This is a genomic window from Acinetobacter sp. AS5, from assembly GCF_048957595.1.
In the GTDB taxonomy this organism is placed as follows: Bacteria; Pseudomonadota; Gammaproteobacteria; order Pseudomonadales; family Moraxellaceae; genus Acinetobacter.
Map to the genome: position 1 here is coordinate 1 of NZ_JARDAL010000051.1, position 24,995 is coordinate 24,995.

General features: G+C 42.9%; 26 protein-coding genes and 1 pseudogene. 15 read left to right on the forward strand and 12 right to left on the reverse strand.

Going from position 1 to position 24,995, the window contains the following annotated elements:
- Positions 1–76: 76 nt before the first annotated feature.
- Positions 77–898, reverse strand: a complete 822-nt coding sequence (locus PV763_RS14590; RefSeq protein WP_420938119.1) for an AraC family transcriptional regulator — start codon at positions 896–898, stop codon at positions 77–79.
- A gap of 104 nt (positions 899–1,002) precedes the next feature.
- On the opposite strand from PV763_RS14590, the gene PV763_RS14595 reads away from it, so the two are divergent.
- Positions 1,003–1,941 carry a DMT family transporter gene (locus tag PV763_RS14595; protein WP_420938120.1) on the forward strand — a complete coding sequence of 313 codons (939 nt, stop codon included), beginning with the start codon at positions 1,003–1,005 and terminating at the stop codon, positions 1,939–1,941.
- Positions 1,938–2,825, forward strand: a pseudogene (yddG, locus tag PV763_RS14600) (aromatic amino acid DMT transporter YddG). The gene PV763_RS14595 and the pseudogene yddG overlap by 4 nt, the downstream one beginning before the upstream one ends.
- A gap of 29 nt (positions 2,826–2,854) precedes the next feature.
- On the opposite strand, the gene PV763_RS14605 reads toward yddG, so the two are convergent.
- Positions 2,855–4,102 (reverse strand): YihY family inner membrane protein, encoded by a 1,248-nt coding sequence (locus tag PV763_RS14605; protein ID WP_004645086.1) that lies wholly within the window; start codon positions 4,100–4,102, stop codon positions 2,855–2,857.
- A 113-nt stretch (positions 4,103–4,215) separates the two neighbouring features.
- Here PV763_RS14605 and wrbA point away from each other — a divergent pair, with 113 nt between their 5' ends.
- Entirely contained in the window at positions 4,216–4,812 is a 597-nt protein-coding gene (gene wrbA, locus PV763_RS14610; RefSeq protein ID WP_034435721.1) for an NAD(P)H:quinone oxidoreductase, read from the forward strand.
- Positions 4,813–4,859: 47 nt separating this feature from the next.
- Here wrbA and PV763_RS14615 read toward each other — a convergent pair whose 3' ends face one another.
- Both PV763_RS14615 and PV763_RS14620 read right to left on the reverse strand, forming a co-directional pair.
- Entirely contained in the window at positions 4,860–5,273 is a 414-nt protein-coding gene (locus PV763_RS14615) for a hypothetical protein (RefSeq protein WP_420938121.1), read from the reverse strand.
- An 876-nt stretch (positions 5,274–6,149) separates the two neighbouring features.
- Positions 6,150–6,230, reverse strand: a complete 81-nt coding sequence (locus PV763_RS14620) for a hypothetical protein (RefSeq protein ID WP_370940770.1) — start codon at positions 6,228–6,230, stop codon at positions 6,150–6,152.
- A 274-nt stretch (positions 6,231–6,504) separates the two neighbouring features.
- Here PV763_RS14620 and PV763_RS14625 point away from each other — a divergent pair, with 274 nt between their 5' ends.
- Complete coding sequence (locus PV763_RS14625; RefSeq protein ID WP_005248179.1) at positions 6,505–7,710, forward strand: CsgG/HfaB family protein; 1,206 nt, start codon at positions 6,505–6,507, stop codon at positions 7,708–7,710.
- Between the two features lie 84 nt (positions 7,711–7,794).
- The gene (locus tag PV763_RS14630) at positions 7,795–8,469 is read left to right on the forward strand and encodes a hypothetical protein (RefSeq protein WP_420938122.1); all 675 of its coding nucleotides are present in this window, start codon (positions 7,795–7,797) and stop codon (positions 8,467–8,469) included.
- Positions 8,470–8,780: 311 nt separating this feature from the next.
- On the opposite strand, the gene PV763_RS14635 is transcribed toward PV763_RS14630, so the two are convergent.
- The 3 genes from PV763_RS14635 to PV763_RS14645 all read right to left on the reverse strand — a co-directional run bounded on the left by PV763_RS14635 (position 8,781) and on the right by PV763_RS14645 (position 11,004).
- The gene (locus PV763_RS14635) at positions 8,781–9,356 is read right to left on the reverse strand and encodes a xanthine phosphoribosyltransferase (RefSeq protein WP_005094083.1); all 576 of its coding nucleotides are present in this window, start codon (positions 9,354–9,356) and stop codon (positions 8,781–8,783) included.
- Positions 9,357–9,444: 88 nt separating this feature from the next.
- Positions 9,445–10,158: a DUF3108 domain-containing protein gene (locus PV763_RS14640; protein ID WP_004645094.1), complete on the reverse strand. Its 714-nt coding sequence runs from the start codon at positions 10,156–10,158 to the stop codon at positions 9,445–9,447.
- A 159-nt stretch (positions 10,159–10,317) separates the two neighbouring features.
- Positions 10,318–11,004, reverse strand: a complete 687-nt coding sequence (locus tag PV763_RS14645) for a hypothetical protein (protein WP_004645096.1) — start codon at positions 11,002–11,004, stop codon at positions 10,318–10,320.
- Between the two features lie 263 nt (positions 11,005–11,267).
- Here PV763_RS14645 and PV763_RS14650 point away from each other — a divergent pair, with 263 nt between their 5' ends.
- On the forward strand, positions 11,268–12,125 hold the full coding sequence (locus PV763_RS14650) for an energy transducer TonB (protein ID WP_171066348.1): 858 nt from the start codon (positions 11,268–11,270) through the stop codon (positions 12,123–12,125).
- 183 nt (positions 12,126–12,308) lie between these two features.
- Here the strand turns inward: PV763_RS14650 and ybeY are convergent, their stop codons facing one another.
- Genes ybeY through miaB form a run of 3 tightly spaced genes read right to left on the reverse strand, consistent with a single transcriptional unit; the run spans position 12,309 to position 15,385 of the window.
- Entirely contained in the window at positions 12,309–12,791 is a 483-nt protein-coding gene (gene ybeY / locus PV763_RS14655; RefSeq protein ID WP_420938123.1) for an rRNA maturation RNase YbeY, read from the reverse strand.
- Between the two features lie 22 nt (positions 12,792–12,813).
- On the reverse strand, positions 12,814–13,890 hold the full coding sequence (locus PV763_RS14660) for a PhoH family protein (RefSeq protein ID WP_004732214.1): 1,077 nt from the start codon (positions 13,888–13,890) through the stop codon (positions 12,814–12,816).
- A gap of 37 nt (positions 13,891–13,927) precedes the next feature.
- Positions 13,928–15,385 carry a tRNA (N6-isopentenyl adenosine(37)-C2)-methylthiotransferase MiaB gene (gene miaB / locus PV763_RS14665; protein ID WP_004732212.1) on the reverse strand — a complete coding sequence of 486 codons (1,458 nt, stop codon included), beginning with the start codon at positions 15,383–15,385 and terminating at the stop codon, positions 13,928–13,930.
- 334 nt (positions 15,386–15,719) lie between these two features.
- Between miaB and PV763_RS14670 the strand changes: the two genes are divergently transcribed.
- The 6 genes from PV763_RS14670 to PV763_RS14695 all read left to right on the forward strand — a co-directional run bounded on the left by PV763_RS14670 (position 15,720) and on the right by PV763_RS14695 (position 20,608).
- Positions 15,720–17,654 (forward strand): transglycosylase SLT domain-containing protein, encoded by a 1,935-nt coding sequence (locus tag PV763_RS14670; protein ID WP_420938128.1) that lies wholly within the window; start codon positions 15,720–15,722, stop codon positions 17,652–17,654.
- A gap of 32 nt (positions 17,655–17,686) precedes the next feature.
- Positions 17,687–18,325, forward strand: coding sequence for a ribonuclease I (locus PV763_RS14675; RefSeq protein WP_039902525.1), 639 nt, complete (start codon positions 17,687–17,689; stop codon positions 18,323–18,325).
- A 167-nt stretch (positions 18,326–18,492) separates the two neighbouring features.
- Complete coding sequence (locus PV763_RS14680) at positions 18,493–19,479, forward strand: malate dehydrogenase (protein WP_004645103.1); 987 nt, start codon at positions 18,493–18,495, stop codon at positions 19,477–19,479.
- Positions 19,480–19,650: 171 nt separating this feature from the next.
- Positions 19,651–19,929, forward strand: coding sequence for a DUF2789 family protein (locus PV763_RS14685; protein ID WP_420938124.1), 279 nt, complete (start codon positions 19,651–19,653; stop codon positions 19,927–19,929).
- 51 nt (positions 19,930–19,980) lie between these two features.
- Entirely contained in the window at positions 19,981–20,235 is a 255-nt protein-coding gene (locus PV763_RS14690) for a DUF2789 family protein (RefSeq protein WP_420938125.1), read from the forward strand.
- A 115-nt stretch (positions 20,236–20,350) separates the two neighbouring features.
- Positions 20,351–20,608 carry a DUF2789 family protein gene (locus tag PV763_RS14695; protein WP_420938126.1) on the forward strand — a complete coding sequence of 86 codons (258 nt, stop codon included), beginning with the start codon at positions 20,351–20,353 and terminating at the stop codon, positions 20,606–20,608.
- 89 nt (positions 20,609–20,697) lie between these two features.
- Here PV763_RS14695 and PV763_RS14700 read toward each other — a convergent pair whose 3' ends face one another.
- Together PV763_RS14700 and PV763_RS14705 are read right to left on the reverse strand one after the other, a co-directional pair.
- Entirely contained in the window at positions 20,698–21,225 is a 528-nt protein-coding gene (locus tag PV763_RS14700) for a hypothetical protein (RefSeq protein WP_004281425.1), read from the reverse strand.
- A 70-nt stretch (positions 21,226–21,295) separates the two neighbouring features.
- On the reverse strand, positions 21,296–21,898 hold the full coding sequence (locus PV763_RS14705; RefSeq protein WP_005249951.1) for a 2OG-Fe(II) oxygenase: 603 nt from the start codon (positions 21,896–21,898) through the stop codon (positions 21,296–21,298).
- A 117-nt stretch (positions 21,899–22,015) separates the two neighbouring features.
- On the opposite strand from PV763_RS14705, the gene PV763_RS14710 reads away from it, so the two are divergent.
- From PV763_RS14710 to PV763_RS14720, 3 genes are read left to right on the forward strand one after another with little or no spacing between them, the layout of a single operon-like run.
- The gene (locus tag PV763_RS14710) at positions 22,016–22,873 is read left to right on the forward strand and encodes a 23S rRNA (adenine(2030)-N(6))-methyltransferase RlmJ (protein ID WP_004732197.1); all 858 of its coding nucleotides are present in this window, start codon (positions 22,016–22,018) and stop codon (positions 22,871–22,873) included.
- A gap of 38 nt (positions 22,874–22,911) precedes the next feature.
- Positions 22,912–23,733, forward strand: a complete 822-nt coding sequence (gene pssA, locus PV763_RS14715; RefSeq protein WP_005108642.1) for a CDP-diacylglycerol--serine O-phosphatidyltransferase — start codon at positions 22,912–22,914, stop codon at positions 23,731–23,733.
- Positions 23,734–23,752: 19 nt separating this feature from the next.
- On the forward strand, positions 23,753–24,829 hold the full coding sequence (locus PV763_RS14720; protein WP_420938127.1) for a DUF6670 family protein: 1,077 nt from the start codon (positions 23,753–23,755) through the stop codon (positions 24,827–24,829).
- Positions 24,830–24,995 lie beyond the last annotated feature (166 nt).

Genomic DNA, 24,995 nt, shown 5'->3' on the forward strand with positions numbered 1-24,995 from the left:
TAAAGCCTTCGACTTAACCTTCTTTTACATCAATAATGGCTTCATTTAATGTCAGCATACTTTTTAAAACACCACCTTAATCATTAACAGTATAACGTTTACGAAACTGATCTGGGGTGGCTCCCATCCAGCGTTTAAACATGCTGATAAATGCCGAAGCATTGGCATAGCCCAGATCAAAAGCAATGCTTTCAACACTATGCGCTGCATTCAATAAAGACATGGCCTGCATCACTTTCAGGCGTTGCCGCCATTCATGCAGTGACATTCCCAGTTCTTTCTGGCTGTATCGGGCTAAAGTCCGTTCAGTTAAATTGACGCGTTCGGCCAGTTGCTGCAGCGAGCTTTGATCTGCCGGATGCTGATGTAAATAATCTAAAATCTGTTTCAGCAATGTATGGTCTGAATGCGGTAGATAACTGCTGACCAGTTGGGCTTGTTGGAGCTGATCGAGCAACACCTGTAGCAGACGTTGATATTCAGCTGAATTCTCGAATGCTGGACTGTCTTGCTGATGCAGTTGTTTCAGGTGGGTGAATAAAGCAGTGACCAATGGGGCGCTGAGCAGGATGCCCGGTTGAGTGGGCAGTTGGCTGCATAGTGATTCATGCACATACAGGGTGCCATGAGAAACTGCGGTACGGTTCAGACCACGATGCTCTAAATTTGGTGGGAGCCAGATGCCGTGAGGTGAAGGCGTCACATAATTTATATGATTAATGTTCACTTCCATCACGCCATGAAAAGCATAGACAAATTCTCCCCAGGCATGACCATGCAGCGGATAAACAGATTGCGCGGGATCTTCCCTGAAACTGAGCCAGAGCGGTGCTTGAATTAGATCATGGGTCGGAAGTTGCTTGAGCGAAGCTGAATCTGCTTGGATTTTTTTATGCATCACCGAAATTGCCTGAATAACACCATCATTTGTCTACTTTGAAGTATATCTTTTATTTCTGACACTTTTATAGTGTACCTTCTAAATGAGCAACAGGACCGTATATGAGCCAGCGTCAGGCGTTAGATGCCAAAGCATCTGCCATCATGTTTGTATTGTGTATGTTGTGGGGTTTACAACAGGTGGTATTGAAATGGGCCGCCAGTGATATTTCAGCCCTGATGCAAATTGCCTTGCGTTCCGCCTTGTCTGCGCTGATGGTTTATCCCTTGATTCAGCAGAGCGTGCGCCGTCAACTGTGGAATGCACGCTATTTACCTGCAGGATTACTGGTTGGTATGTTGTTTGCAACCGAATTCTATCTGATTGGTGAGGCACTGCGTTATACCTCAGCCTCGCATACGATTGTTTTACTCTATACCGCGCCAATTTTTGTGGCTTTGGGTTTGCACTGGAAAGTGCCGGCAGAGCGTTTGTCACGTATGCAATGGGGTGGTATCTTGCTGGCCTTTAGTGGGATTGTGGTCAGCTTTCTGTTACGTCCACAGACAGAATCAACTTTACAAACTGATGCCTTGTGGGGAGATTTTCTGGCTTTGCTTGGCGGCGTATTCTGGGCAGCCACCACAGTCAGTGTACGTCTGAGCCGGCTGGCTGAAGCACCTGCAACCCAGACTTTGTTCTATCAATTATTGATAGGTGGAATGCTGTTATTGCCTCTGGCTGTTCTGACTGGACAAGCAGCCATTCAATGGACGGTGTTGTCTATTTCCAGTCTGGTTTTTCATACCATGCTGATTTCCTTTGCCAGTTATCTGATCTGGTTCTGGATGCTGAAGCATTATCTGGCATCGCGTCTAGGGGTATTTTCCTTTTTGACCCCTGTATTCGGCATGCTGTTCGGCGTACTGATTCTGGATGAACACATCGAAATCAATTTTATTATCGGCACCTGTATGGTCATGCTGGGTGTGATTCTAGTGAGTTTGCAGGGATGGCTGAAAAAACCGAATATCAATAAAACTATTCAAGAGCAAGCATGAAAATCTGGTCTGTAAATTTAGCGACCTGGATTGGTCTGTCTTCTATTCTGATCTGGGCCAGTCTGGTCGCCGTAGTGAAACTGATTACTGAATCTACAAGTGCAGTGCAGGGGATTGCTTTAATTTATAGTTTTAGCAGTCTGGCGATTTTTGCGTTCACCGGCTTTCCAAAAATCACGCAAATGTCCAAGCGTTATCTGCTCGGTTGTGGCGCTTTATTTGTGGCTTATGAGATTCTATTTCTGGTTGCTGTGGCATGGTCGGACAATCGTGAACAGGTAATGCTGATTGCCATGATTAATTATCTGTGGCCACCCTTGATGATTGTTTTTTCGATTTTTGCCCGGCAGTTGCAGGCCCGCCTCTGGATGATTCCCGGCTTTCTGCTCGCCGTAATGGGACTGATGCTGGTGGTCAATCCAGAAATCACTAATCTGCCGAAGTTTATGCAGGCTTTAGCTGAAAATCCTTGGGCCTATGGCTTTGCCTTTCTCGGCGCTTTGTTATGGCCTTGCTAGTGCGTTCTAACTAGGACCTATGGCCGCGGACAAAATGGTGTACCGATTTTCTTTTTGGTCGCTGTAATTAGCTTATGGTTCTTACATTTAGGATTAAACGAACCTTTTATCATGCCCACATTCAAGCTATGGTTGGGAATTGCAGTGGTGGGTAGTCTGATTGGCATCGCCTATAGTAACTGGAATCAGAGTATGCAGTTCGGCAATATCAAGGTGCTGATTTTAGCCACCTATTTTATGCCGATTCTTTCTTCGGTCATGTCAATGCTGATTCTGGATGTCAGACCCGAACTCAGTTTTTGGATCGGGACGGGTTTGGTGACTGCAGGCGCTATAGTCTGCTGGAAATCTACCGCTATCAGTTAAAAAAAATCCTCTCAAGCGAGAGGATTTTTTTATTTATGTCGGAACAGTTCGGACAATGGAAAATTGAGTTTTTCTTCCAGATATTGATCGGTTTCCTGTAATCTAGGTGAGAAATTTTGCATCCAGATGTCATCAGTCTGGGCATTGGTGAGATGGTTTTTGCGTGGCAGTGGATAGGGTAATTGCAGATAAAAATTCCAGAAGCTGACCTGATCCAGATCACGAACCAGCACATATTCATTTTCATCGGTACGTTTGATCAAATTCTGCTTTTCAAACATGGCGACATAGCTCGGCCAGCGTCCAATTTCATCCCGGCCTAAGACCTCAAGTGCTTGGGCTTCACTGATGCTTTCACCAGTTTTCTGCTTTTTATAAAATAATTCTAACAGATCCAGCAGCATGACGATGGGATGGCGTTTATTGTCCTGCCCAGATTCAAACGCCGTCAGGGCATAGCTGATTTCAACCCCCAGTAACACAATAATCCACGACAGATAAATCCAGAGCAGGAAAATCGGCACGGCGGCGAAGGCACCATAGACGATCTCATAGCTGGTAAAGTTTGACATGATATAGCCAAACAGATTTTTCAGCAGCTCAAACACCACGGCACTAAATAGACCGGCAATAAAGGCAGATTTAAGCGGTACACTGCGATTCGGGATGGTCCAGTTCAAAATGAAAAATCCGAGTACAGTCAAAGAAAAGGAAATCGCCCAGAGGACAAAAGCGCCATCAAGCTCATAACCGGCAAAGTTATTGCTGAGAATGCTCATGGATGCCACGGTCGAAGAAATCACAAATGCACTGCCGAGTAAAATCGGCCCGAGCGAAATGATGGTCCAGTAACGCATAAAGCCCATAATTCCGCCCCGCGTTTCAGTCACGCGCCAAATGCGGTTAAACACCGTTTCGATACTGCTGAGCATCAATACTGTCGTCACAAACAAGAACAGAATACCAATGATGGTGAGATTGCTGGATTTATCGGTAAAGGCATTCAAGGCTTTATCAAAGGCAATGGTGGTTTTGGGTAAAAAATTACTATAGATCAGTTGTTGCAATTGCTGCCGCGCAGGTTCCAGCGCTTTAATGGAAGAGATAATTACCAGAAAAACCGTCAGCATAGGCACCACCGCAAACAGGGTAGTGTAGGTCAGGGAACCTGCCTGTTCGCGACAGCGGTCTGCTTCAAAGCGTCGAAGTACAAATAAAACAAATTGAAACCAGTGTTTTTCATAGAAAGGTAATTTCTTTAAATACTTAACAATCATCTGCATCCAATCTCAATTTTTTTAATCATCATGAATTTTCACCATCAGCTTAACCAAAAAACTTGCAAAGTATCGTATAGTTTTATTTTTTTAAGTAATGACTAAGAACCATGATGCAACCTTATGTCCTTGTTTTATATTACAGCAAATATGGCTCAACCAAAGAAATGGCGCATTTAATTGCCAATGGAATTGAAGCGACAGGCGTGGCAGTAAAAATCAGGACAGTTCCAAATATATCCAGCATGGTAAAAGTCGCTGAACCGAGTATTCCGGCAGAAGGGGATATTTACTGTACTCTGGACGATCTGGCGCAGTGTGCCGGCCTGGCGCTCGGTTCACCGACCCGTTTTGGTAACATGGCTTCTGAAATGAAATATTTTTGGGATCAGACTACGAGTCTGTGGCTGAATGGAGCGCTACACGGTAAACCGGCTTGCGTGTTTACGGCATCAGGTTCCATGCATGGTGGACAGGAAAGTACTTTGCTGACCATGCTGCCGCCGTTGTTCCATCATGGCATGATGATCATGGGGCTTAGTAACGCAACACCTGCACTCTCGAATACCAAAACTGGTGGCACACCTTATGGTGCTAGTCATGTCAGCGGCCCACGGCATGATCAGGGCTTGAGTCCGGATGAAAAAATTCTGTGTGAAGTACAAGGCAAGCGTTTAGGTGAAGTGGTACTGAAACTCAATCGAGTCTGAAAAACACTCACAGGAAATGAAGGATGAACTTCATTTCCTGAATTTTATTAGGCTTCTTTTTGATCTTTTTGATCTTTTTGATCTTTTTGATCTTTTTGATCTTTTTGATCTTTTTGATCTTTTTGACTAAATCTGTATTTGCATTTCAGACATTGATAATCCTGAAACAGATTACGGTCGACAGAAACCCCGGCTTTTTTCCCCAGAAAATTACCGACCACACCGCCGGTAATTCCGACACTGATTGCACCGACAAAAGTGCCTACGGTTCCGCCGACAATCACACCTAAAGGTCCGGCTACTGTACCAATTGCAGCGCCAATCGATGCACCCGAAGCAGCGCCACCTACAGTCCCTGCAGTTGCACCCGCTGAACTCATGAGAATGCTGCCAATTTTCTTTAAATTCTGTTCATGATCGCGCTGTTCGATATCAGCTGAGCCACATTTAGGACATTGCATAGATTGTTCCATCAAGGATTGAGATGTGCTTGTTTTAGGTTTGTCGGGAATAGGATGTGTGCCCTGATCAGCACTTATTCATAACATACAACAACACACTAGATAAGTTTTGAATTCGCAAATCAGAAACATTGCATACTCACTTGATTCTAGTTGAGTTCACGCTAAAACATTGTATTTCAGCTGTAAATATATGCCTTCTTGGTTGATTAACGCAATTCTTAACCTGTCATTGAGGAAATGGCAAATCTCAAGATCATCAGAAATGTTCTTTTCTTATCAGTCTAAATATTGTGCTCTTAGAAAGACTATTTTGGGATTCGAGATGAAAAAGGAAGGGAAGTCGAAAAATATGCAAACGAGTTCTTATCGGGGCTATTTAAATTTTTCAGCCAAAATACACCTGAATATTGGCGTTTCTTTATAAGTAATCTTTATTGTGATTGATTAATTGTATTTTAAATAAAGTGTGACATTTATCGTTATTAAATGGAAGTTCTAATAAAATAAAAATTTACGACCTTTAAAATATAAAAAGCACAATAATTCTAATCTTTATTAGATAAATTTTTGATTATTACTAATATAAAAAATATATTATCTTAATCAAGTTTTTTATATGAATTTTATATTCAAAAAAAATTTATATAATGATTTCTTACAAATCACAAATAATAAACAAATATATATTAATTTAATAAAAACAATAATTTATATTTTTAAATAAAACAAAAAAAATAAGTGAATAGGGATAAGTTTTACATTTTATAATTTTATGTGATTTAATATTTTTCAGATAAATTTAATCTTACTTAAATGAAAAATTAAATAAATATCTTAAGTCAGAGGATATTAAGATTATGAGAATATTAGTTATCAATCTGGGTTTATTAGGTTTATGTTTTCTGAGTAACGCTTATGCCACCTCTGATGAGTGGACTCAGCGTTGGAAATCATCCAGTGCCCGTTCCAATGAGAATCTAGTTCAAGCCAATCTGATCGAACTTAAGGAGTCAGACTATTATTCCGGATTAGGTAAAACCACCGTTCATAGCACCTCAACTACTTCCATCGGGACGGTAAATACCCCGACCAACAATATCAATGTAGAGGGTACAGACAACAGTATCGATATTACGAGTGAGTTGCTGAATGAAGCACCAGTCAATTCAAATACCAACCAAAATCCTCAGCGCTGTCTTAATTTAAGTAACAGACCAGGAGAATCACAATGTTGAATTTCTCCTCGACCAGAAGACATATATCTTTCGTGAGTGCCACTGTCCTTTTCAGCTCTTTTTTAACAGGCTGCACGGGTTTAGCGCCCTCAAACAAGAAGCCAGTTAGCCTGGTACAAGGCCCCCCAATTACCGATATTTTTACCCCTTTTGATATGGCTTTATCCTGCCTAAAAGGACAATTACGTAGTGATGTGAGTTTCTCCGTGGGGGCAATTCTGGATCAAACCGGTAAGGATGTAGTTACCAATGGTGGTAGCGGAAAAATGGTGACCCAAGGTGCGGGAGATATGGTGCAATCTGCCTTGTTTCAGGCGGGGGTAAGCTTAATGAACCGGCGTGATCCCCGGATTATCGAAAGCGAAGCCAAGTGGGGCATTCGTGATCCAAGACAAATCCAGGCTTCTGATTATTATGTGACAGGCAGTATTAACAGTCTGGATTTTATTCCGGGTGGTGGTTTTGACATGCAGATCGCTGGTGTCGGTCCGAATTATAGTCAAACCCGGATTATGGTCGGTCTGGATTTATCTTTGACTGATACCCGCAGCAGTAAAGTCGTGGGCAATGTTTCATTGCAGAAGCAAATTGCTGCACAGGATTATGGCTTAAGTGCAGGCAGATTCGCTGGTCGTACACTCTTAAATATTCAGATTGGAAAAGGAGAACGAGAGGCAACTAACTTTGCCTTGCGGCAAATGTTGAATCTGGCCACTTTTGAATTACTGAGTCAGGTTGTCCCACCCGCCGTATTTGAAAGTTGCCGTGCGCAGATACCGCCAGAGTTTGGTCAATTGAACTTAACCCGAAGTTCTGTCGCTCTGCATAAATACAAGAAAAACCAGCAACAAAATAGTACAGCTTCAAGCAGTGTTGTTCAGGAGTCAGTCTCAAGCCAGGCAGACTCATCCAATGAAAAAAATAAGTTAACCAACTCCCCGAGTAAAGATACAAAACCGCCTAAACAGAAAGAGTCCGAGGTGATTCAAAACCCTGAAGCAGAGCCTGAAATGAGTAAACAGGACTTGATTAAATATATCAGCAAGAAGCAGCGTCAACCTTCTTCAAATGAAAAGAATGAAGAAAAAGATACTCAAGAAGAAGCTGCTAAAGAACAAGAAGATGAAAAAACCACAACGCTATGGGAGGTTAATCCTGATGTGGTCGAAAATTACTGGTCTAGCACCCAACGTGATTAAAAGTATTTGAGAATGGGCTCGCTCCCATTATAAGAAGGAGTACTTAGCGAGAGGTACTTCAAAACAAAAGTAGGAAGAACAACGATGAAAAACACGATCAAAACAATCGCTTTATCCGTCGCCTTTCTGTCTAGCGCAGGTATGGCATACGCCCAAGATGGTGAAACACCTACTGATGTCACCGTAGATACAGGCTTACAAGCTACCCTGGATTCTATTTCTCAGCAGGTTGAAAATGGTTCTGCTTTGAATCTTGCAGTGAATACAGGTGATGTTGATGCAAGTGTCGATTTAGAAGCAATTGCAGAAGCTACTAGAGAAGCACCAGAGGCCATTAGTTCAATTGAAGGTAGTATTGAAACTACTGCGATTGGTGCCGCGAATACCGGTAGTATCAGCATCGAACAGGGTAGCTACAATAAGGTGGTATCAGACATATCAGATGCAACGGATAACTACGATTACAGTGCAGTAACGAGTGCAACTAATAATTCTGAAACTCTAGAGGAGCTATCAGAGGTTTCGGATAGTTCAGATATCTCGGAAGTTATAAGTTCGACACTGAGTACTGACTATAGTGAGGAAATCAATGAAACTTTAAGCAATTATAGTGTAGCGAATATTGCCTATAATGCGGGTGCTATTGATGCATCTGTCAGTGCTATTTCAGAAGGAACTCAAACTGCTATTAACAACAGCATCACAACTACCGCTATCGGTGCTGTGAATAGCGGTAGTATCACTGTGACTGTTAAATAAACTCTTTTTTCGAGGTGAACACAGGTCTAACTATTGGCAGATAGTTAGGCCTCTTTATTTTATAATAACATCCACATAAATTGTTGTTTATTCATCGGATAAAAAAGTACTTATTGTTTGACACTCTCTATTTCAGAAATTGAGTAGTCTGGAGCTTAAGATTAAGTCATTTATCTAGGATCAAATCTGGAAGAATAAATAAGAATTTTGGCTGAGCTATAGCCGAGTTTTGGATATTTTAAATTTATATCATCAGAAAAACGCAATAAAAAAAGAGCGCATCAGCGCTCTTTTGAAATTCATTGGCGAGCTTAGTCGCGAACAAATTCAACTGTGCCATTTGCTAAAGACTTCACACGTGCCAGTGATTCCACACGGTAGCCTTTTTCAAGCAGCAGATCACGACCTGGCTGGAATGATTTTTCAATCACAATGCCAATACCGACTACTTCTGCATTTGCCTGATGAATCAGGTCTGCAAGACCTAAAGCTGCTTGACCATTAGCCAAGAAATCATCGATCACTAAAACCTTGTCGGTTGAGCTGATGTGTTTATTTGAAATCGCGATCGTGCTTTCAGTTTGTTTGGTAAATGAAAAGACTTTAGAACGATATAAATCATCTTTCAGGGTCAGAGACTGGTATTTACGTGCAAAGATCACCGGTACGCCAAGCTCTAGGCCGGCCATTACGGCAGGTGCAATACCTGATGCTTCAATCGTAATAATTTTGGTAATACCAGCATCCTTAAACAGACGCGCAAATTCTTGACCAATCAGTTGCATCATGACTGGATCAATCTGATGGTTTAAGAAAGAGTCTACTTTCAAAACTTCTTCAGAGAGGACGATGCCTTCAGCCAAGATTTTCTGTTCTAGTGCATGCACGGGAGAATCCTCAAGAGCAGGTGCTTTTTCAAGCAAAAGCGTATTGTAAAAAGCACCCGGAAAAAATCAAGTGAAATTCGCCAAAAACTTAGTTGCTTGCACCTTTATAGTCAGTTAACAGTAAACCATAGGAGGTTTTCTTGTCGACATGCGAAACTTTGACTGGAAGATAGTCAAGTTTTGGTGCCAGCCAGAAAATGGTTTCACGACCTGGTTTGCTATGTTTCATCACCACTTTAATGGTATTAAAAGATCCGTATTTGGTACTTATAGTCTCTGAACCTTGTTTGACAAACTTACGGCCTTCAATTTCTTTGGCATCAGCGATATAGTAATTTGTTTTCAGGCCTGAATTTTTTAAGTCTTCACGAATTTGCAATTCTGCATTCAACTCATCCAGAACATCTGCTCTCCAGGCAAAAGAACGTTTTTCATCGTCTTTCTTGGTACTGATAGTTTTGCTGGAAGGATTAAAATTAATACTCATGGTGTTGTTATGCACCAGTACTTTACTGCTGCGACTGAAACTGCTTGATCCGATCTTGCCATTATTAAAAGTAAAGCGGCTGGTTTCGGTTGCAGAGGCAATCCCCCCGGCTTTTGCAGCAAAGACATACGTCCAGTTATTGCCAGATTTACTTAGAGTCCGTGTTGCAGAACCCATATTCTTGCCATTATAGCTAAATTGATAACTGGCCTGGAAAGGAGTCATGGCAAAAGCCTGGCTAGAAATACCAGTGAACAGTATCGCGCTGCTCAGACCCGTGGTCATCACTAAAGTTTTGAATACAGTCTTCGCCATCAGTTATTTTCCTATATTGATTCAACGGGCAAAACATATCACTTATTGCACCCTTTATTATTTGGGCAAAATATGGAAATTGAAGGGATATTTCTGCCAAAAATGTATATTTCATGTAGTTTTATGGAGCTTTTGTTCAAAAACTACGTTCGGCATGATTTAAGAAGGATCTTTCTGTTTGATGGGAGTGACCCGGTTATCATCCATCTCGTCTTCATCCCAGTTCTCTTCCTGATCTTGGGAGAGTTTTCTAAACAGGGCGGCCAGATTGACGTTGCCAATCACCACCAGTTCGGCTTCACGAAGTACTGCGTGATTCACATGAACTTTGCTTAAGGTATCAATGACAGATCGGCTTTTACCTAACCAGCGATTTAAATCCAGATAGAGCAAGTCATCGATGACTTTAATCACGCCCAGTTTTTCCAAAATCATTCCCAAAGGATCTTTATTCAAGACACGTTGATAGAAGAACAGGCCAAAACGCACGCCAAGTTTATAAAGCATATTCGGATATTTGGCTTCAATCAGCTGGGTATCACTAATTTGCTCGAACACGATCAACTGGGTGGTTTTATTCAGTTCCATCTGTACCAGTTTCAAATCAACCGATAAAGTGACAATCAGGCCTTTATAATCCAGTGTTGCGTAGAGACGCAGCCAGTCTTCATGTAAATCTGCGTGTAAGTCTTTCAATGCATCGACATTGTCTGTGACAAAGCGCTGAAAGGTTGCATTTAGGAAGACTTGCGATAGGGGAAATTCACGCTCATCTTCAATAAATCCTTCCGCCCTCTGATACACTTGGCGGATTCGGTTGGAGATATTGGAAATTAGCGTTTGCATACTGAAGCGTCCTGGCAACTTTATTTTTGACTCGGGATGTATCTTGTCGAATTGTATGAAAAATACAAGCGTTCATGCTTGAAGTTTAGCAAAATAAATAGCACCATTTTTATAGTTTTAGTTATGTAACGTTGAAGATTTGATGGATTTGGCATTTTAAAAAGATAAATGACGAATCCGTTTATTTTTAATCTTTCAAATACTTTTTTGGGGAGCTGAACTCATTATTGAGTTTAGGCGAATGTGAAAAAACGATGATACTCATGCCTCTGGTCAGAACTTGGTGGAAAGATCCAGTGTTTAGCAGTGCGTTGCTTGCCGCAGGCATTCTGCATTTGATCGTGCTGACACTGGAATTTGGTATGCCGCAAGATCGGGATACCAGTACCAAAGAAATCGCGGTCAGCTTGCGCCAGACTGATGAAAAAATTGAGCATGCTGATTTTCTGGCCCAAACGGACCAGCAGGGTTCCGGCCAGTTTAGAGAAGCTCATCGCATGTCGAGTGATATGCCATCGCCGTTAATGGAGCAACATGCAGGCGAAGAACTGCAAGAAAGTCTGGATATGCTGCAACAGCAACAGGAACTCAGTTTTGAAGAAAAAGTCCTGATGACCACCTTGAGCTGGCAAAAGCAGGCGGAAGAAAATCAGCGTAAAAAAATGCAGGAGCAATTACAGAGCCAGTTTCAGGCCAAAGCGGCCATGGTCGCCAGTCTGGAAGCGCAATATTTACAGCGTCAGCAAAATTTCAGTCGTCAGCAAAAAATTAAGACTGTAGATGGGATTCAGTCCAAGCAGGATGTTTCGGCCGCCTATCTGGAAAAGTTCCGTGAAAAAGTGGAATTTTATGGCAACCGCTACTATCCGGAAGCAGCCAAGCAGCAGAATCTGGCAGGTGAAGTGCGTTTGATGGTGATCCTGAATCAGAATGGGGGGATTCGTGCCATTCGACTGATTGACAGTTCAGGACATGCCATGTTGGATGAAGCAGCTAAATCCTCCGTGCGTAAGGCAGCACCATTTGGTGCTTTCGACAGTAAAATGAAAGAAATTTCCGAACTGCGAGTGATTCGTACCTGGCGTTTTGACCCGGCAGAAGCGGAGTTTGAAGTGCGTTAAAGTTGATATTTACCAAGACCTCTCCCTAACCCACTCCTAATAAGGAGAGGGAACTATATCTATAATGTTTAACAATCATAGGATTCTAATGAATGTTCTCCCTCCCTCTGGGAGGGAGTTAGAGGGAGGGCAACTTTCAATAAAAAAAAGCGAGCCTTGGCCCGCTTTTTTTATGAAGAAATTTTAGTTCTGTTCCAGATAGGGATTTTCAAAACCTAGCTTGGCCAGAATCTCGATTTCAATACCTTCCATTTCTTCAGCATCTTCATCCGAGGTTTCATGGTCATAGCCCATTAGGTGTAAAGTGCCATGTACCAGCATATGGGTGAAATGCGTCAAGGGTACTTTTTGCTGTTCAAGTGCTTCAGTCAGTACCACGGGAATGCAGATCACCAGATCACCAATGGGAAATGCATCCAGAAACTGCGCCATTTCGTCTGGAAGTTCACTTGGGAAAGACAGGACATTGGTCGGTTTGTCTTTGCCTCGATATTCCAAATTCAGTTTATGACTTTCGTCATTATCAACACAGGCAATTCCAATTTCGCAATCACTTTGAGTGCCGATATGACGTAAAGTGGTTTCTACAACTTTTTTAATATAGGCTCGTTTCAGTACCAGTTCAGGTGACTGAAAGTCCTGTTGTAAGGAAAGACTAAGTTTCAACACAAATCCTTAAGTTTAAAGCTTAATGCTGTGCGTCTGCCGCAGCATCATTTTCAGCGATCAAGGCATCCTGACGTGCTTTACGTTCGGCACGTGCTTCAGCACTTAAACGCTGCTGTTCACTGTCCCAGCCTTCGTAGGCTTCAACAATTTTCTGTACAAGTTGATGACGTACTACATCACGCGAATGAAAACGGGTGATATGAATTTCAGGAATTTTATCAATCACACGCAAGGCATGTGACAGGCCGGATTGCTGACCACGCGGTAAATCCACCTGAGTTACGTCGCCCGTAATCACGGCACGTGAGCCAAAACCTAAACGGGTCAGGAACATCTTCATCTGTTCGGGGGTGGTGTTCTGCGCTTCATCTAGAATCACGAAAGAATGATTCAGGGTACGGCCACGCATATAGGCAAGGGGGGCCACTTCAATCACCTGACGTTCGATCAGCTTGGCCACTTTTTCAAATCCAAGCATTTCATACAGCGCATCATACAAGGGACGTAAATAAGGATCGATTTTCTGGGTTAAGTCCCCCGGCAAGAAACCAAGTTTTTCACCGGCTTCAACCGCAGGACGAACCAGCAAGATCCGCTGAATTTCATTACGCTCCAGCATATCGACCGCAGCTGCAACGGCGAGGTAGGTTTTACCTGTACCCGCAGGGCCAATACCAAAAGAAATATCACTTTGCAGAATGCGCTGTACATAACGTTTCTGGTTAGCACCACGCGGGTTGATCCGGCCTTTACGGGTTTGTAGCCAGACGTTGTCCAGCCCCGTGTGTTCCTGATCATCCAGATCTTGCTGAAGTTCACGGTCAGTCTGGCTGCCCTGAATCATCAGATGTAAAGTATCTGCACTAATCTGCTGACTATGTTCAGATTCTTCATGAAGACGTTGCAAGAGCATTTCGGCTCTCTCAACGGCATCGATTCCACCATCAATAATAAAACTTTCTCCACGATGGGAGATTTTGACGTCTAAACGTTGTTCAATTTGCTTCAAATGGCCGTTATAGGCACCTAACATGGCTTGTATACGGTCCATCGAAATTCCAGGAAAAGCTACTGTACGTCGAATCGCTGCAGTCAAGAGTGTTCCTTATGAAGTGTGCGTTATATGCTCTACATTACGCCACGTCAGGCTCAAGATTCAAGAGCTCACCGTAAACTAAATTCAAAGTTTTAATTTCGGTAATTTCAATCTCGGCAAAGCGACCTACCCAGGCAGGGTCACCAATAAAGTTGACATAACGGGTATTGTCCGCTGTACCGACCAGAATGTTCGGATCTTTATCAGAAACTTTTTCGATCAGTACACGCTGGATGGTTCCGAGCATGGCATCCGTCTTGTCAATGCTTGAACGCTTAATCCATTGCTGAACTTTGGCCAGACGTTCTTTTTTCACATCTTCAGAGATCGTATCTTCTAGTTCTGCCGCAGGCGTACCCGGGCGTTTTGAATAGATAAAACTATAAGAATGATCAAAATCCAGATCTTTGATGAATTGATAGGTCTCTTCAAAGTTCTCATCTGTTTCACCCGGGAAGCCAATGATAAAGTCTGAAGATAAATGCATGTCAGGGCGAACTGCACGTAACTTTTTAATTTTTTCGATATAGACATCGATGGTGTGGTTACGCTTCATCGCTTGTAACACATCATTGGAGCCGCTTTGTACCGGCAGATGCAGATGCGAAACCATTTGTGGCAGATCATGATAGCATTGGATCAGGTCGTCATTAAATTCCAGTGGATGCGAGGTGGTATAACGAATACGGCCAATGCCCGGAATATCTGCAACCAAACGTAACAGATCGGCAAAAGTACAGATATTGCCTTCAAAAGTTTCACCACGGTAGCCATTTACGTTCTGACCTAAAAGCGAAATTTCACGCACGCCTTTTTCTGCCAGACCCGCGATTTCAGCGAGCACATCATCCAGTGGACGAGAAACTTCTTCACCACGCGTATACGGCACCACGCAGAAAGAACAGTATTTGGAACAGCCTTCCATGATCGAGACAAAGGCTTTATAGCCTTCAACACGCGGTTCTGGCAGAAAGTCGAATTTCTCGATGTCCGGGAAGGAAATATCCACCAGTTTGATTTTTTCTTTTTTTGGCTTTTCGATCTGCTCAAAATGCTGGTCCAGCATTTGTGGTAAACGGTGCAGCGTTTGTGGACCGAAAATCATATCGACATAATTGGCACGTTTCTGGATGTTGTCGCCTTCCTGAGAAGCCACACAACCCCCAACACCAATAATCAGATCAGGATTTTTATCTTTAAGCTTGCGCCAGCGACCCAGCTCAGAGAATACTTTCTCCTGGGCTTTTTCACGGATCGAGCAGGTATTCATCAGTAGAATATCGGCATCTTTAGGATCGGTGGTCAGCACATAGCCATGAGAATCGCCTAACAGGTCTGCCATACGGTGACTGTCGTACTCATTCATCTGACACCCTTGTGTTTCGATGTACAGTTTTTTGACTGAAGCATCGCTAACTGGGGTGTGCGCTGGCTGGGTAACAGTGTTTTCTGAGGCAGCTGGGGCACCATTCGGAATGAAGGTTTGAACCGTCATGTAGGCTCCTACAAGGTAATACGTTGAAAGAGTGAACGAACAGCCTGATTGATGCATCAAACAGGTGAATAAAAATTCAATTCACGGACTGAAATCTTGGAAAGGCGCATATTTTAGCAGGAAAGTCGCTTAAACTTATAGCCCAAATTAACTGTGGAAAAATATTGATTTATGGGCAAAAATTGTCTGTAGATTAATATTGCTTAATCATAAGGTTACATAACTGAACAATAGAGTTGGTTATAATCTTCAAACTAGCTCTTATGATATGCAACATGGGCAAAGCACAAAATCGATGATAGAAGGCAAAGGGATGTTGAAACACACTAAAACTATGTATAAATACTATAAATTAATTACTTTAAGTGTGGCATGTATCTGTTCAGCGAGTACACAGGCAGCAGAAGAGCAATTTAATGATGCCTTGCGTGCAGCCAATGCAGGTAATACTGAACTGTTACAGCAATATCGTCTGTCTATGCAGAATGATGCCTTGGGCTATTATCCGGAATACTGGATTTTAAACCAGAATCTTGCCATGCAGCCTGTTAGCCAGATTATCAGCTTTGCCCAGCGTTACCCTCAATCTGCGATGGCTGAAAAGCTGGCAGCGGACTATGTCGAAGAAAAAGTAAAAATGGCAGACTTTGGCACTGCCCAACCGGTATTGCCTTATGTGACCAATGCTGATCCTGCCGAAGCCTGTGCAGTGGCACAAGTCCGTGCCAAAGCTGGCGATGAACTGGTCTATGCTGAATTTAAAGAGGTCTGGCTGACGACGAATAACCAACCGGATTCTTGTACCGGTCTTGGCCGGATGATGCTTTCCAGTCCACTCATGACAGCAGAAGACCGTCAGCAGCGACTCTGGGGACAACTTCGTGCCGGACAGTCAGGTCAGGCCATTGCGACAGCGCAAGGCATTGGCCTGAATTTGTCATTGGCACAATTGAACTCGATTCAGGCCAATCCCACCAGTTATTTGTGGTCTGCACCTAAAAGCAGTGCTGCCGAACATGCCTATCTGATCTATGCACTGGGTCGTCTGGCAGATACTGATCTGGACTCGGCCTTATCCATTGTCAAACGTACCGCAGAAGGCACACCTGCATCTGTACAACGCGCCTTATATCGTGCTGTCGGTTATATCGGTGGTACCACAGTGATGAAAAACAACTTCAATCGGGAAGTGTTGAATGCGCTAGATGCCAGCTATGGCCTGCCATTTAGCCCGGAAGAAGCCGAAATTTATGCACGTCAGGCCATCCGTTTTAGTGCTTGGGAAAGCCTGATTCGTGCCATTGATAGCATGAGTGTTAACCAAAAGCAGGAAGACCGTTGGCAATATTGGCTGGCGCGTGCCAGCGAACAACGTACTGATCGTGCTTCCAAACAGGCAGCAGAAAGTATTTATCGTAAGCTGGCGACCGGAGATGACTATCACAATCTTCTGGCACGCGACAAGCTGGGGCAGGTGACTGCGAGTACACCAAATCCAGCGCAGCCATCCAATCAGGCTATGCAGCGCTTGAATCAGGATATTCATTTCCGCCGTGCTTTCACCTTACGTAATATCAGCGCCCCGGAGAACTATATTAACCGGGAATGGAACTGGGCAGTGCGTCAGGCTTATCTAAAGAAGGATGATGACCTGTTGCTGGCCGCGGCAAAACGTGCCATGGATATGGGCTGGTATGATCGTGCCATTTATGCCGCTGACCGTACCGCGAACAAACATAATTATAACTATCGTTATCCAATGCCACATCAGAATTACGTGGTCAGCCATAGTCGCAATGCGGGGATTGATCCGGCCTGGGCCTATGGTTTGATGCGTCAAGAAAGTCGTTTCAATACCGTCGCACGTTCACATGTCGGGGCGGGTGGTCTAATGCAGATTATGCCGGATACGGCCAAGTTGGTGGCGCGTCAAATGGGTGAGGCTTATAATCCGGCAGCACTCACCGATATGAATACCAATATTCGCTACGGAACATTCTATTTATCTACCATTCAGCGTCAGCTCAGCAATAGTCCAGTTCTGGCAACAGCAGGCTATAATGCCGGACCAAACCGTGCCCGCCGCTGGCAGCCAGAATTTCAGGGAATGGCCGCAGATCAATATACTGAAAGTATTCCTTTACTTGAAACCCGAGATTATGTGAAACATGTCATGACCAATGCCACGCATTACGGTATCTTGTTGGGACAGGGGGCACAGTCAGTGGGTAAACGCATGCAACTGATACCATTACGTAATACACAATAAAATTAAAATTATTGGGGGATGGTGATTTATTCATGAAAATAATGAAGGATCGTCGAGTCTGGGCTGGATCGGTTACGCTTGTATTTTTGGCCAGCAGTCCGGCAGCGTTTGCTGCGCCGACAGACTATGTCATGGATGTACAAATGGTCCCGGCCCTATGTAGTCTGTATCCGGAATATGCCAAGAAACGAAAATGTCTGGAAGGTTATTCGCTGAATATCTCCGGCTTATATCCTCAGACCACATCACAAAATTGCACGACCAATAGCTCTGCGAAACTGTCACCACTGCAGTCCAAGGTAGTGGCCAGGATCATGCCGGATGACAATACCCGGACAATTTTATGGCGTAATATCGGTGGCTGCGTGCCGATGAATGCTAGTCAATATTTCCGCACGATTATCAATTATGCAGATCGTCTGAAAGTGCCCGCAGAACTGACAGAACAGGAAAATATTACGATTTCTGTCGATACATTGCGGGCCAAATTCCTGAAAATTAATCCGCAATTACCGGGCAATGGCTTGCGATTCAACTGCCAGCAGACCCAGTCAGCCAGCGTACTTACCTCGATCAAGGTCTGTTATCGCCCGAATGGCAATTACAAATCCTGTCCTGCCAACATTATTAATACATGCCCAAAAACTGTCACAATAAAAGGAACATACTGAGCTTTTTTGCCGATTTAATTTATATTTCCTATCAGACTTTAGGTGAAATCCGTCCTCTTTTATATGCATCTGGCAAAGGATTGGAGTACAATCTTTCGCGTTTACGATTATTAGATTAAATACTAACTATTTAATCGCATTGAATATCCTCAATTGGAGATAATTAGATGAAGCAAGCAGTTCGTGTTGCCGTTACTGGCGCTGCAGGTCAAATTGGTTACAGCCTATTATTCCGTATCGCAAGCGGCGAAATGCTAGGTAAAGATCAACCAGTGATTTTGCAATTGCTCGAAGTTCCTTTTGAGAAAGCTCAGCAAGCGCTTAAAGGCGTAATGATGGAGCTTCAAGATTGTGCATTCCCATTACTAGAAGACATGATCGGTACTGATGATCCTAAAGTTGCATTTAAAGATGCTGACTACGCGCTTCTAGTTGGTTCACGTCCACGTGGTCCAGGTATGGAACGTGCTGACCTGCTTAAAGTGAACGGTGAAATCTTCATTGGTCAAGGTCAAGCATTGAACGAAGTTGCGAGCCGTGACGTTAAAGTTCTAGTTGTTGGTAACCCTGCAAACACGAATGCTTACATCGCAATGAAATCTGCTCCAGATCTTCCAGCGAAAAACTTCACTGCAATGTTACGTCTTGACCACAACCGTGCTGCATCTCAAATTGCTGCTAAAACTGGTAAAGCGGTTAAAGACATCAAAAATCTTACAGTTTGGGGTAACCACTCTCCAACCATGTATGCCGACTACCGTTTTGCAACAATTAACGGCGAAAGCGTTAAAGACATGATCAACGACCAAGAATGGAATGCAAATACATTCCTTCCGACTGTTGGTAAACGTGGTGCTGCGATTATCGAAGCACGTGGTTTGTCTTCTGCTGCTTCTGCTGCTAACGCTGCAATCGACCATATGCGCGATTGGGCTCTTGGTACAAACGGCGAATGGGTAACTATGGGTATTCCTTCTGACGGTTCTTACGGTATTCCTGAAGGCGTAATGTTCGGTTTCCCTGTAACGACTGAAAACGGTGAATACAAAATCGTTCAAGGTCTAGAAATCGACGAATTCAGTCAAGAGCGTATCAACTTCACGTTGAATGAACTTGAAGAAGAGCGCGCAGCAATTGCTGACATGCTTAAATAATTTGATCTTTTCAGATTAAGTTGAAAAAGCACTCCATTTGGGGTGCTTTTTTTATATCACTCACTTTAATCAACAAAAAATAACAAGCTGTGAAGGAGAGACAACTGAGTTTTCGCTATGAGCCATCTAAGGTAGAGACAAGATTATAGATAAAAAACAATGGAGGTTCTGATGTTAGAGCAACGCCCCACCTTCGAACTTTTCTTTGAACAATTGGGTCTGGATTCGAGTCCGGAAGCGATTGACGAGTTTATTAGCACGCATCAAATTGGTATGGATGTACCACTGCATAAAGCTCCTTTTTGGAGCAAATCACAGCATGACTTTCTGATCAGTCACTGGAAGAAAGATGATGACTGGGCCATTTTTGTTGATGTATTAAATGAACAATTACATATTGAGGCGGAGGGCTCCGGTTCCTGTGACATACCCGGCCATAAATCAACCTAAGAATTCCAATCTCAACACGCTCATAATTTAACGCTACGATGGAGGCTCTTTATGCTTACGGAACAACAGTTAACTTTAGAATTATTATTTGAACAATTGGGTTTGCCTTCTGATGAAGCCTCAATTACTCAATTTACCCATACCCATCAATTGCCATCTGAAGTGGCATTACCGGATGCTGAATTCTGGAGTGAGGGACAAAGTGCCTTCCTGCGTGAACATTGGCACCAAGATGATGAGTGGATTGTCATTATTGACAAGTTAAATCAGCTTTTACATGTGGAAAGTGACAAGCAGAGCACTTAAATGCATTCGTACAAAAAGAAACAACAAACCTAGTCAAATGACTAGGTTTTTTTTGTCTTATCTTATAAGTTAGATCTATAAATAATTACAATTTATCTGATATAAGGAGGGCGCGATGCTCGCAAAGAACCAACCATCCTTAGAGCTCTTGTTTTCTCAGCTCGGTCTCGCCAATAGTCCTGCGGCTATTGAATTGTATATACGTACCCATCAACTGCCAGCAGGGCTGTCCTTGCACGATGCGCCGTTTTGGAATAAAGCCCAACGTTCATTGTTGATCAGCCATTTGGTACAAGATGATGATTGGGCAATTTGGGTCGATGAACTGAATCAGCAACTGCACATGGACGCTTATAGACGTCAACTTGCTTGATCATTTTTCCTATATTTTCTGATATTTAAAATAAGATGATATAGCTTGTATTAAAAAACGCCTCATTTGAGGCGTTTTTGTTCTTTGGCTTAATGCATTTTGCTTTTTAATATTTTGTTAAACCATTCGTGCTGACGATAATCATTAAATGCATGATGCTGCTGTAATAATTCCAGCTCAAATTCGGCAGTGGTGGTGTACTTACCTAACCAGTGGCGGGTCAGGGCCGGCTCATTTTTACTGGCACTGGCATAGGCCAGAAAGAAATAAATGTCCCCATGTTCATAACTGGCCATTGGCTTTAAAATTTGCTGAGTAATCAGGGCGAAATGGTGCTCTTTGGTCAATTCAAAAAACATCATATAAGCCTTGGCCAGATGCAAAGATAGGTTGATATACATGCGCAGCGGCATTTCTTCAAATTCTACCCGGCCTTGTTCCAGCAACACTACGGCTTCTTGCAGGAAATGTCGCTGTTCCTGACGCAGTTCACTTAAAGTCACCAGCTGTAAACGAAGATCAGCACGTTCAAGCGTTAATTCCGGCGTATTGCCTTTTAAATACAATTGGTCAGTTTCACCCAGACGTTGAATAATCTGTTTGGTCGTTAATCGCATCAACGCAATCCTCATTTCTCAATAATGGCTATATGAGGTTAAAAATTAAAATTTAAAGCGGCATTGCGTCTTAGAGTAGTGAGGTATCACTTCTTAGCCAGGCGGTAATGGATAGGCGTTGCTGTTTAGAGATTAAAACTTCATGTAATAAATCGCTCTGGAACAGCGCCATTCGGTTCGGTTTTGGCTGGATAATATGCCACTGGCCATGTTTGTCCTGCAGGCGTAGTTCACCGCCCCAGTCCGTCTGCCATTGTCCATGTAAATAATACACACTGGAAATCATCCGGCCATTTTTATCTTGAGGATTGTCGCGGTGCAGGGTATAGAACTCACCCGCGTGATAGCAAGCGAAATGTGCTTCGACATCTTTGATGCCTAAATAAAACGCGCGGTTTAAAATTTGAGAAAATTGTTGAAGGGTTTGAATATGTCGGTGGGAAATTTGAAATTCAGGTTGTAACCAAAGAATATGATCACTACGGATGTTGTTAACGACACCATTTTGAATGGCTGCATTACGAAATTCGTTTAAGTGGCTTAAGCATTCTTGACTCACTGCATGTTGATATTCGCTAGAGTAAGCATCGTCAACAATACTAAAGCCATGTTGATCTAAATCATCTAAGATTTGATCAACATTCCAATCCCCTGGGATGATAACTGCTTCCATTTTTTCAATTCTCGATAGTGTGATAAAAAAAGGTCCGCTATTTTAGTGCAATAATCGTTTCTGAACGAAATAGTTTTTCATGTTAAAATAGCAATTGATCTTAGGAATAATTGAAACATGAATTACCGTCACTCTTACCACGCAGGCAACTTTGCCGATGTCATGAAGCACGTTTTATTGCTTCAGTTGTTGACTCGACTGAATGCAAAAGACAAACCTTATCGCTATGTAGATACACATGGTGGTGCAGGTAAGTATGATTTGTCGACTGCCGAAGCGCAAAAATCAGGTGAGTTTTTAAACGGTATTCATCGTCTGGTTAAGCTTGATGATTCGATCAAGCGTAATGCACCTGAAGGCGTACAACAATATTTGAAAATTGTTGAAAATATGCGTGAAAACTTTGGTAAGGGTGCTTATCCGGGTTCACCGTGGTTTGCGCTAGAAGGCATGCGTGAGATTGATAAAGCGACCATTTTTGAAATGCAGCGTGATGTGTTCCAGCAACTTCGTCATAATATTTTTGACAAGCGTGCAGGTTTGCATGAGCGTGATGCATACGAAGGTCTTTTAGCAGTCATTCCACCAAAAGAAAAACGTGGTCTGGTGATGATCGATCCACCGTATGAGCTGGAGCGTAAAGATTTTCCGCAGTTGGTAGAACTGCTAGTTGCTGCTTATAAGAAATGGCCGACAGGTGTATTCGCCGTTTGGTATCCAATTAAAGACCGTGCCATGATTGAACGCTTTGAGAAGAAAATGTTCAAGACCGGTATCCGCCGTCAACTGGTTTGTGAAGTCTGTGTATGGCCGGATGATACTCCAGTGGGCTTGAACGGTTGTGGTTTGCTGGTGATTAACCCGCCTTGGAAATTCTCTGAAGATGCAGATGAAGCACTACAGTGGTTATTCCCGCATCTTCGCATGAGTGAAAATGGTGGTCACGCTGCAGTTCGCTGGTTAGTGGGCGAGTAATTTTTTTAAAGATCAGGTCATAGCTAGGATCGACAAGAATGACAAATATAAGCAAACCGGAACGCGACTCTTCAACTGAAGTGCCTTTTGATGGCATCACCTTTGAGGTGGAAGAAGAGGAGCATACCCAGGAAGGGCAAAAAGTTAAGCGTCGAGGCATCTATCTATGGCCGAACCTGATTACAACGGCAGCGTTGTTGTCAGGTTTCTACTCGATTATTGCCAGTATGAATGGGGATTTTCAGCAAGCCATTTATGCGATTTTTATTGCGGCATTACTGGATGGATTGGATGGTCGTGTAGCACGTGCGATTGGCGCACAAAGTCCGTTTGGCGAACAGTTCGATTCTCTTTCTGACATGCTGGCTTTTGGTGTGGCTCCCGCTATTTTGATGTATAGCTGGGGCTTGAGTGATTTGGGCCGTATTGGTCTGGCGGCTTGTTTTGTTTATACCGCATGTGCTGCGTTCCGTCTGGCACGTTTCAATGTACAGATTGGTGTGGTCGATAAACGTTATTTTATCGGTGTGGCAAGTCCTCTGGCTGCCATCATGATTGTATCATTAGTCTGGGTCGGTCTGGATTTTCCAGAAATCTTTGATATTCGTGAACCTTCTCTTCAGGTCATTAATGCAGTGGTCATTATTGCGGTGGGCTTGTTGATGATTTCCAATATCAAATATTATTCATTCAAAACAGTAGAACGTAAACGGGTTCCATTTTTTGTCCTACCAATTGCCGTATTCGTCTTTGCAGCGATGACTTATAATATTCCTGTCGGTATTCTGGTCATTTCTATTCTCTATGCCTTGTCTGGTTTCGTGACCACCTTTATGGCAAAAAGATCGAGTACATTATAAAAAAGATAAGGAGTCTGAAATGCGGTTTCTTCAAGATTTTCTAGATCGTTCGAAACAGCTGAATCAGACTCCTACTGTTTCGCGCTATCCTGCCTATCATGGCCCTACCTCAAAATATAAAATTATTCATCAAGGATTAATGATCCCCGGACTTCCGGCACCGCTCTATTATTTAAACTTTCTGAGTATTATCGGGCAACCCAATGCCCCCATGCTGGCAAACCCCAGTGCAATTGAAACCACAGCCCTGGATACCACCACCGTGATTTGCAGTTCGAGTCCGCATATGGTGGGGCAATTGCATCACTATTCGGTCAAGCAGGACTGTCATTTTAAATCGGGTCTGTTTCAGTTTCTGGATCGGGAGCAATTGAGTGGAAGTTTTCCAAATTTTCGTTTGCAGCGTTTTGACTCGGAACTCAGTTTTGATTTAAATATTCAAACCACTCAACTGATTTCTCATTTTACCCAAATGCGGTTTTCCTTGGCAGATCACTGGTCTTTGCTGTGTCATTGTCAGGGAACAGTGAATTATAAAGCGCAGCAGTATACGATCGATAGTCTGGGAAGCTTTGAATACGCCCGGAGTTTTAACTTTCCCTATCTGCCTTTGGCTTTCCTGACTTATCAAATTATTAATCTCAGTGAAAACCGGCAACTGTTGTTGGCACAAATTCGGGATGGTTTTAATCGTATTGTTCAGTCGCGGATATATCTTCGTGATTTAAAAAACATGCGGACCCAAATGTTCGATCGCAAAGTTTATTTTAAAGTTCATCGTGTTTATCCGCGTGTTACGACACCCAATCGACAAAGTATGTATTTGCCGCGCGAATTTGAATGGTGTTATGAAAATGCAGACGGTACTTGTATCTGGGTACAAGGTCAAAGTCGTGGAGATTTTAAATTTGGCCTGGCAGCGGGCTATGTAGGAAGTTTTAGTTATCAAGTAAAAATAAATGAAGAAACCGAAAGTGGGGAGGGGGGCTATTGTGAATACATAGATTGCCGGCCTTTACGCTTTCAGGAACAGAATAAAACTGAAAAAAGATTAAGTCATTTATCCAATTCAGTCCCTTTACTGCTCAAGAAATGAAGAAAATTGCGATTTTTGTAGAATAAATAAACAGTCGTGGCATTTTTGCCGAATTATTTAAAAATAGGGGTTGTATTGGGTTGGGAATCCTGTAGAATGCACATCCATCGGCGGTGATGAAGATTAAAACTTCTGATAAAACAGTGACTTAGTTAAGTTTGATTGA

Bases quoted from the DNA above. Each gene is read 5' to 3' on its own strand.
- PV763_RS14695 (WP_420938126.1), top strand. From the start codon at position 20,351: ATGCTCGCAAAGAACCAACCATCCTTAGAGCTCTTGTTTTCTCAGCTC.
- PV763_RS14685 (WP_420938124.1), top strand. From the start codon at position 19,651: ATGTTAGAGCAACGCCCCACCTTCGAACTTTTCTTTGAACAATTGGGT.
- PV763_RS14645 (WP_004645096.1), bottom strand. From the start codon at position 11,004: ATGCAAACGCTAATTTCCAATATCTCCAACCGAATCCGCCAAGTGTAT.
- PV763_RS14710 (WP_004732197.1), top strand. From the start codon at position 22,016: ATGAATTACCGTCACTCTTACCACGCAGGCAACTTTGCCGATGTCATG.
- miaB (WP_004732212.1), bottom strand. From the start codon at position 15,385: ATGACGGTTCAAACCTTCATTCCGAATGGTGCCCCAGCTGCCTCAGAA.
- PV763_RS14595 (WP_420938120.1), top strand. From the start codon at position 1,003: ATGAGCCAGCGTCAGGCGTTAGATGCCAAAGCATCTGCCATCATGTTT.
- PV763_RS14605 (WP_004645086.1), bottom strand. From the start codon at position 4,102: ATGATTGTTAAGTATTTAAAGAAATTACCTTTCTATGAAAAACACTGG.
- PV763_RS14675 (WP_039902525.1), top strand. From the start codon at position 17,687: ATGAAAATAATGAAGGATCGTCGAGTCTGGGCTGGATCGGTTACGCTT.
- PV763_RS14615 (WP_420938121.1), bottom strand. From the start codon at position 5,273: ATGCAATGTCCTAAATGTGGCTCAGCTGATATCGAACAGCGCGATCAT.
- PV763_RS14630 (WP_420938122.1), top strand. From the start codon at position 7,795: ATGAAAAACACGATCAAAACAATCGCTTTATCCGTCGCCTTTCTGTCT.
- pssA (WP_005108642.1), top strand. From the start codon at position 22,912: ATGACAAATATAAGCAAACCGGAACGCGACTCTTCAACTGAAGTGCCT.
- PV763_RS14640 (WP_004645094.1), bottom strand. From the start codon at position 10,158: ATGGCGAAGACTGTATTCAAAACTTTAGTGATGACCACGGGTCTGAGC.
- wrbA (WP_034435721.1), top strand. From the start codon at position 4,216: ATGCAACCTTATGTCCTTGTTTTATATTACAGCAAATATGGCTCAACC.
- PV763_RS14720 (WP_420938127.1), top strand. From the start codon at position 23,753: ATGCGGTTTCTTCAAGATTTTCTAGATCGTTCGAAACAGCTGAATCAG.
- PV763_RS14590 (WP_420938119.1), bottom strand. From the start codon at position 898: ATGCATAAAAAAATCCAAGCAGATTCAGCTTCGCTCAAGCAACTTCCG.
- PV763_RS14700 (WP_004281425.1), bottom strand. From the start codon at position 21,225: ATGCGATTAACGACCAAACAGATTATTCAACGTCTGGGTGAAACTGAC.
- PV763_RS14705 (WP_005249951.1), bottom strand. From the start codon at position 21,898: ATGGAAGCAGTTATCATCCCAGGGGATTGGAATGTTGATCAAATCTTA.
- PV763_RS14625 (WP_005248179.1), top strand. From the start codon at position 6,505: ATGTTGAATTTCTCCTCGACCAGAAGACATATATCTTTCGTGAGTGCC.
- PV763_RS14690 (WP_420938125.1), top strand. From the start codon at position 19,981: ATGCTTACGGAACAACAGTTAACTTTAGAATTATTATTTGAACAATTG.
- PV763_RS14670 (WP_420938128.1), top strand. From the start codon at position 15,720: ATGTATAAATACTATAAATTAATTACTTTAAGTGTGGCATGTATCTGT.
- PV763_RS14680 (WP_004645103.1), top strand. From the start codon at position 18,493: ATGAAGCAAGCAGTTCGTGTTGCCGTTACTGGCGCTGCAGGTCAAATT.
- PV763_RS14620 (WP_370940770.1), bottom strand. From the start codon at position 6,230: ATGATTTCCAACGCTGAGTCCACTCATCAGAGGTGGCATAAGCGTTAC.
- PV763_RS14650 (WP_171066348.1), top strand. From the start codon at position 11,268: ATGCCTCTGGTCAGAACTTGGTGGAAAGATCCAGTGTTTAGCAGTGCG.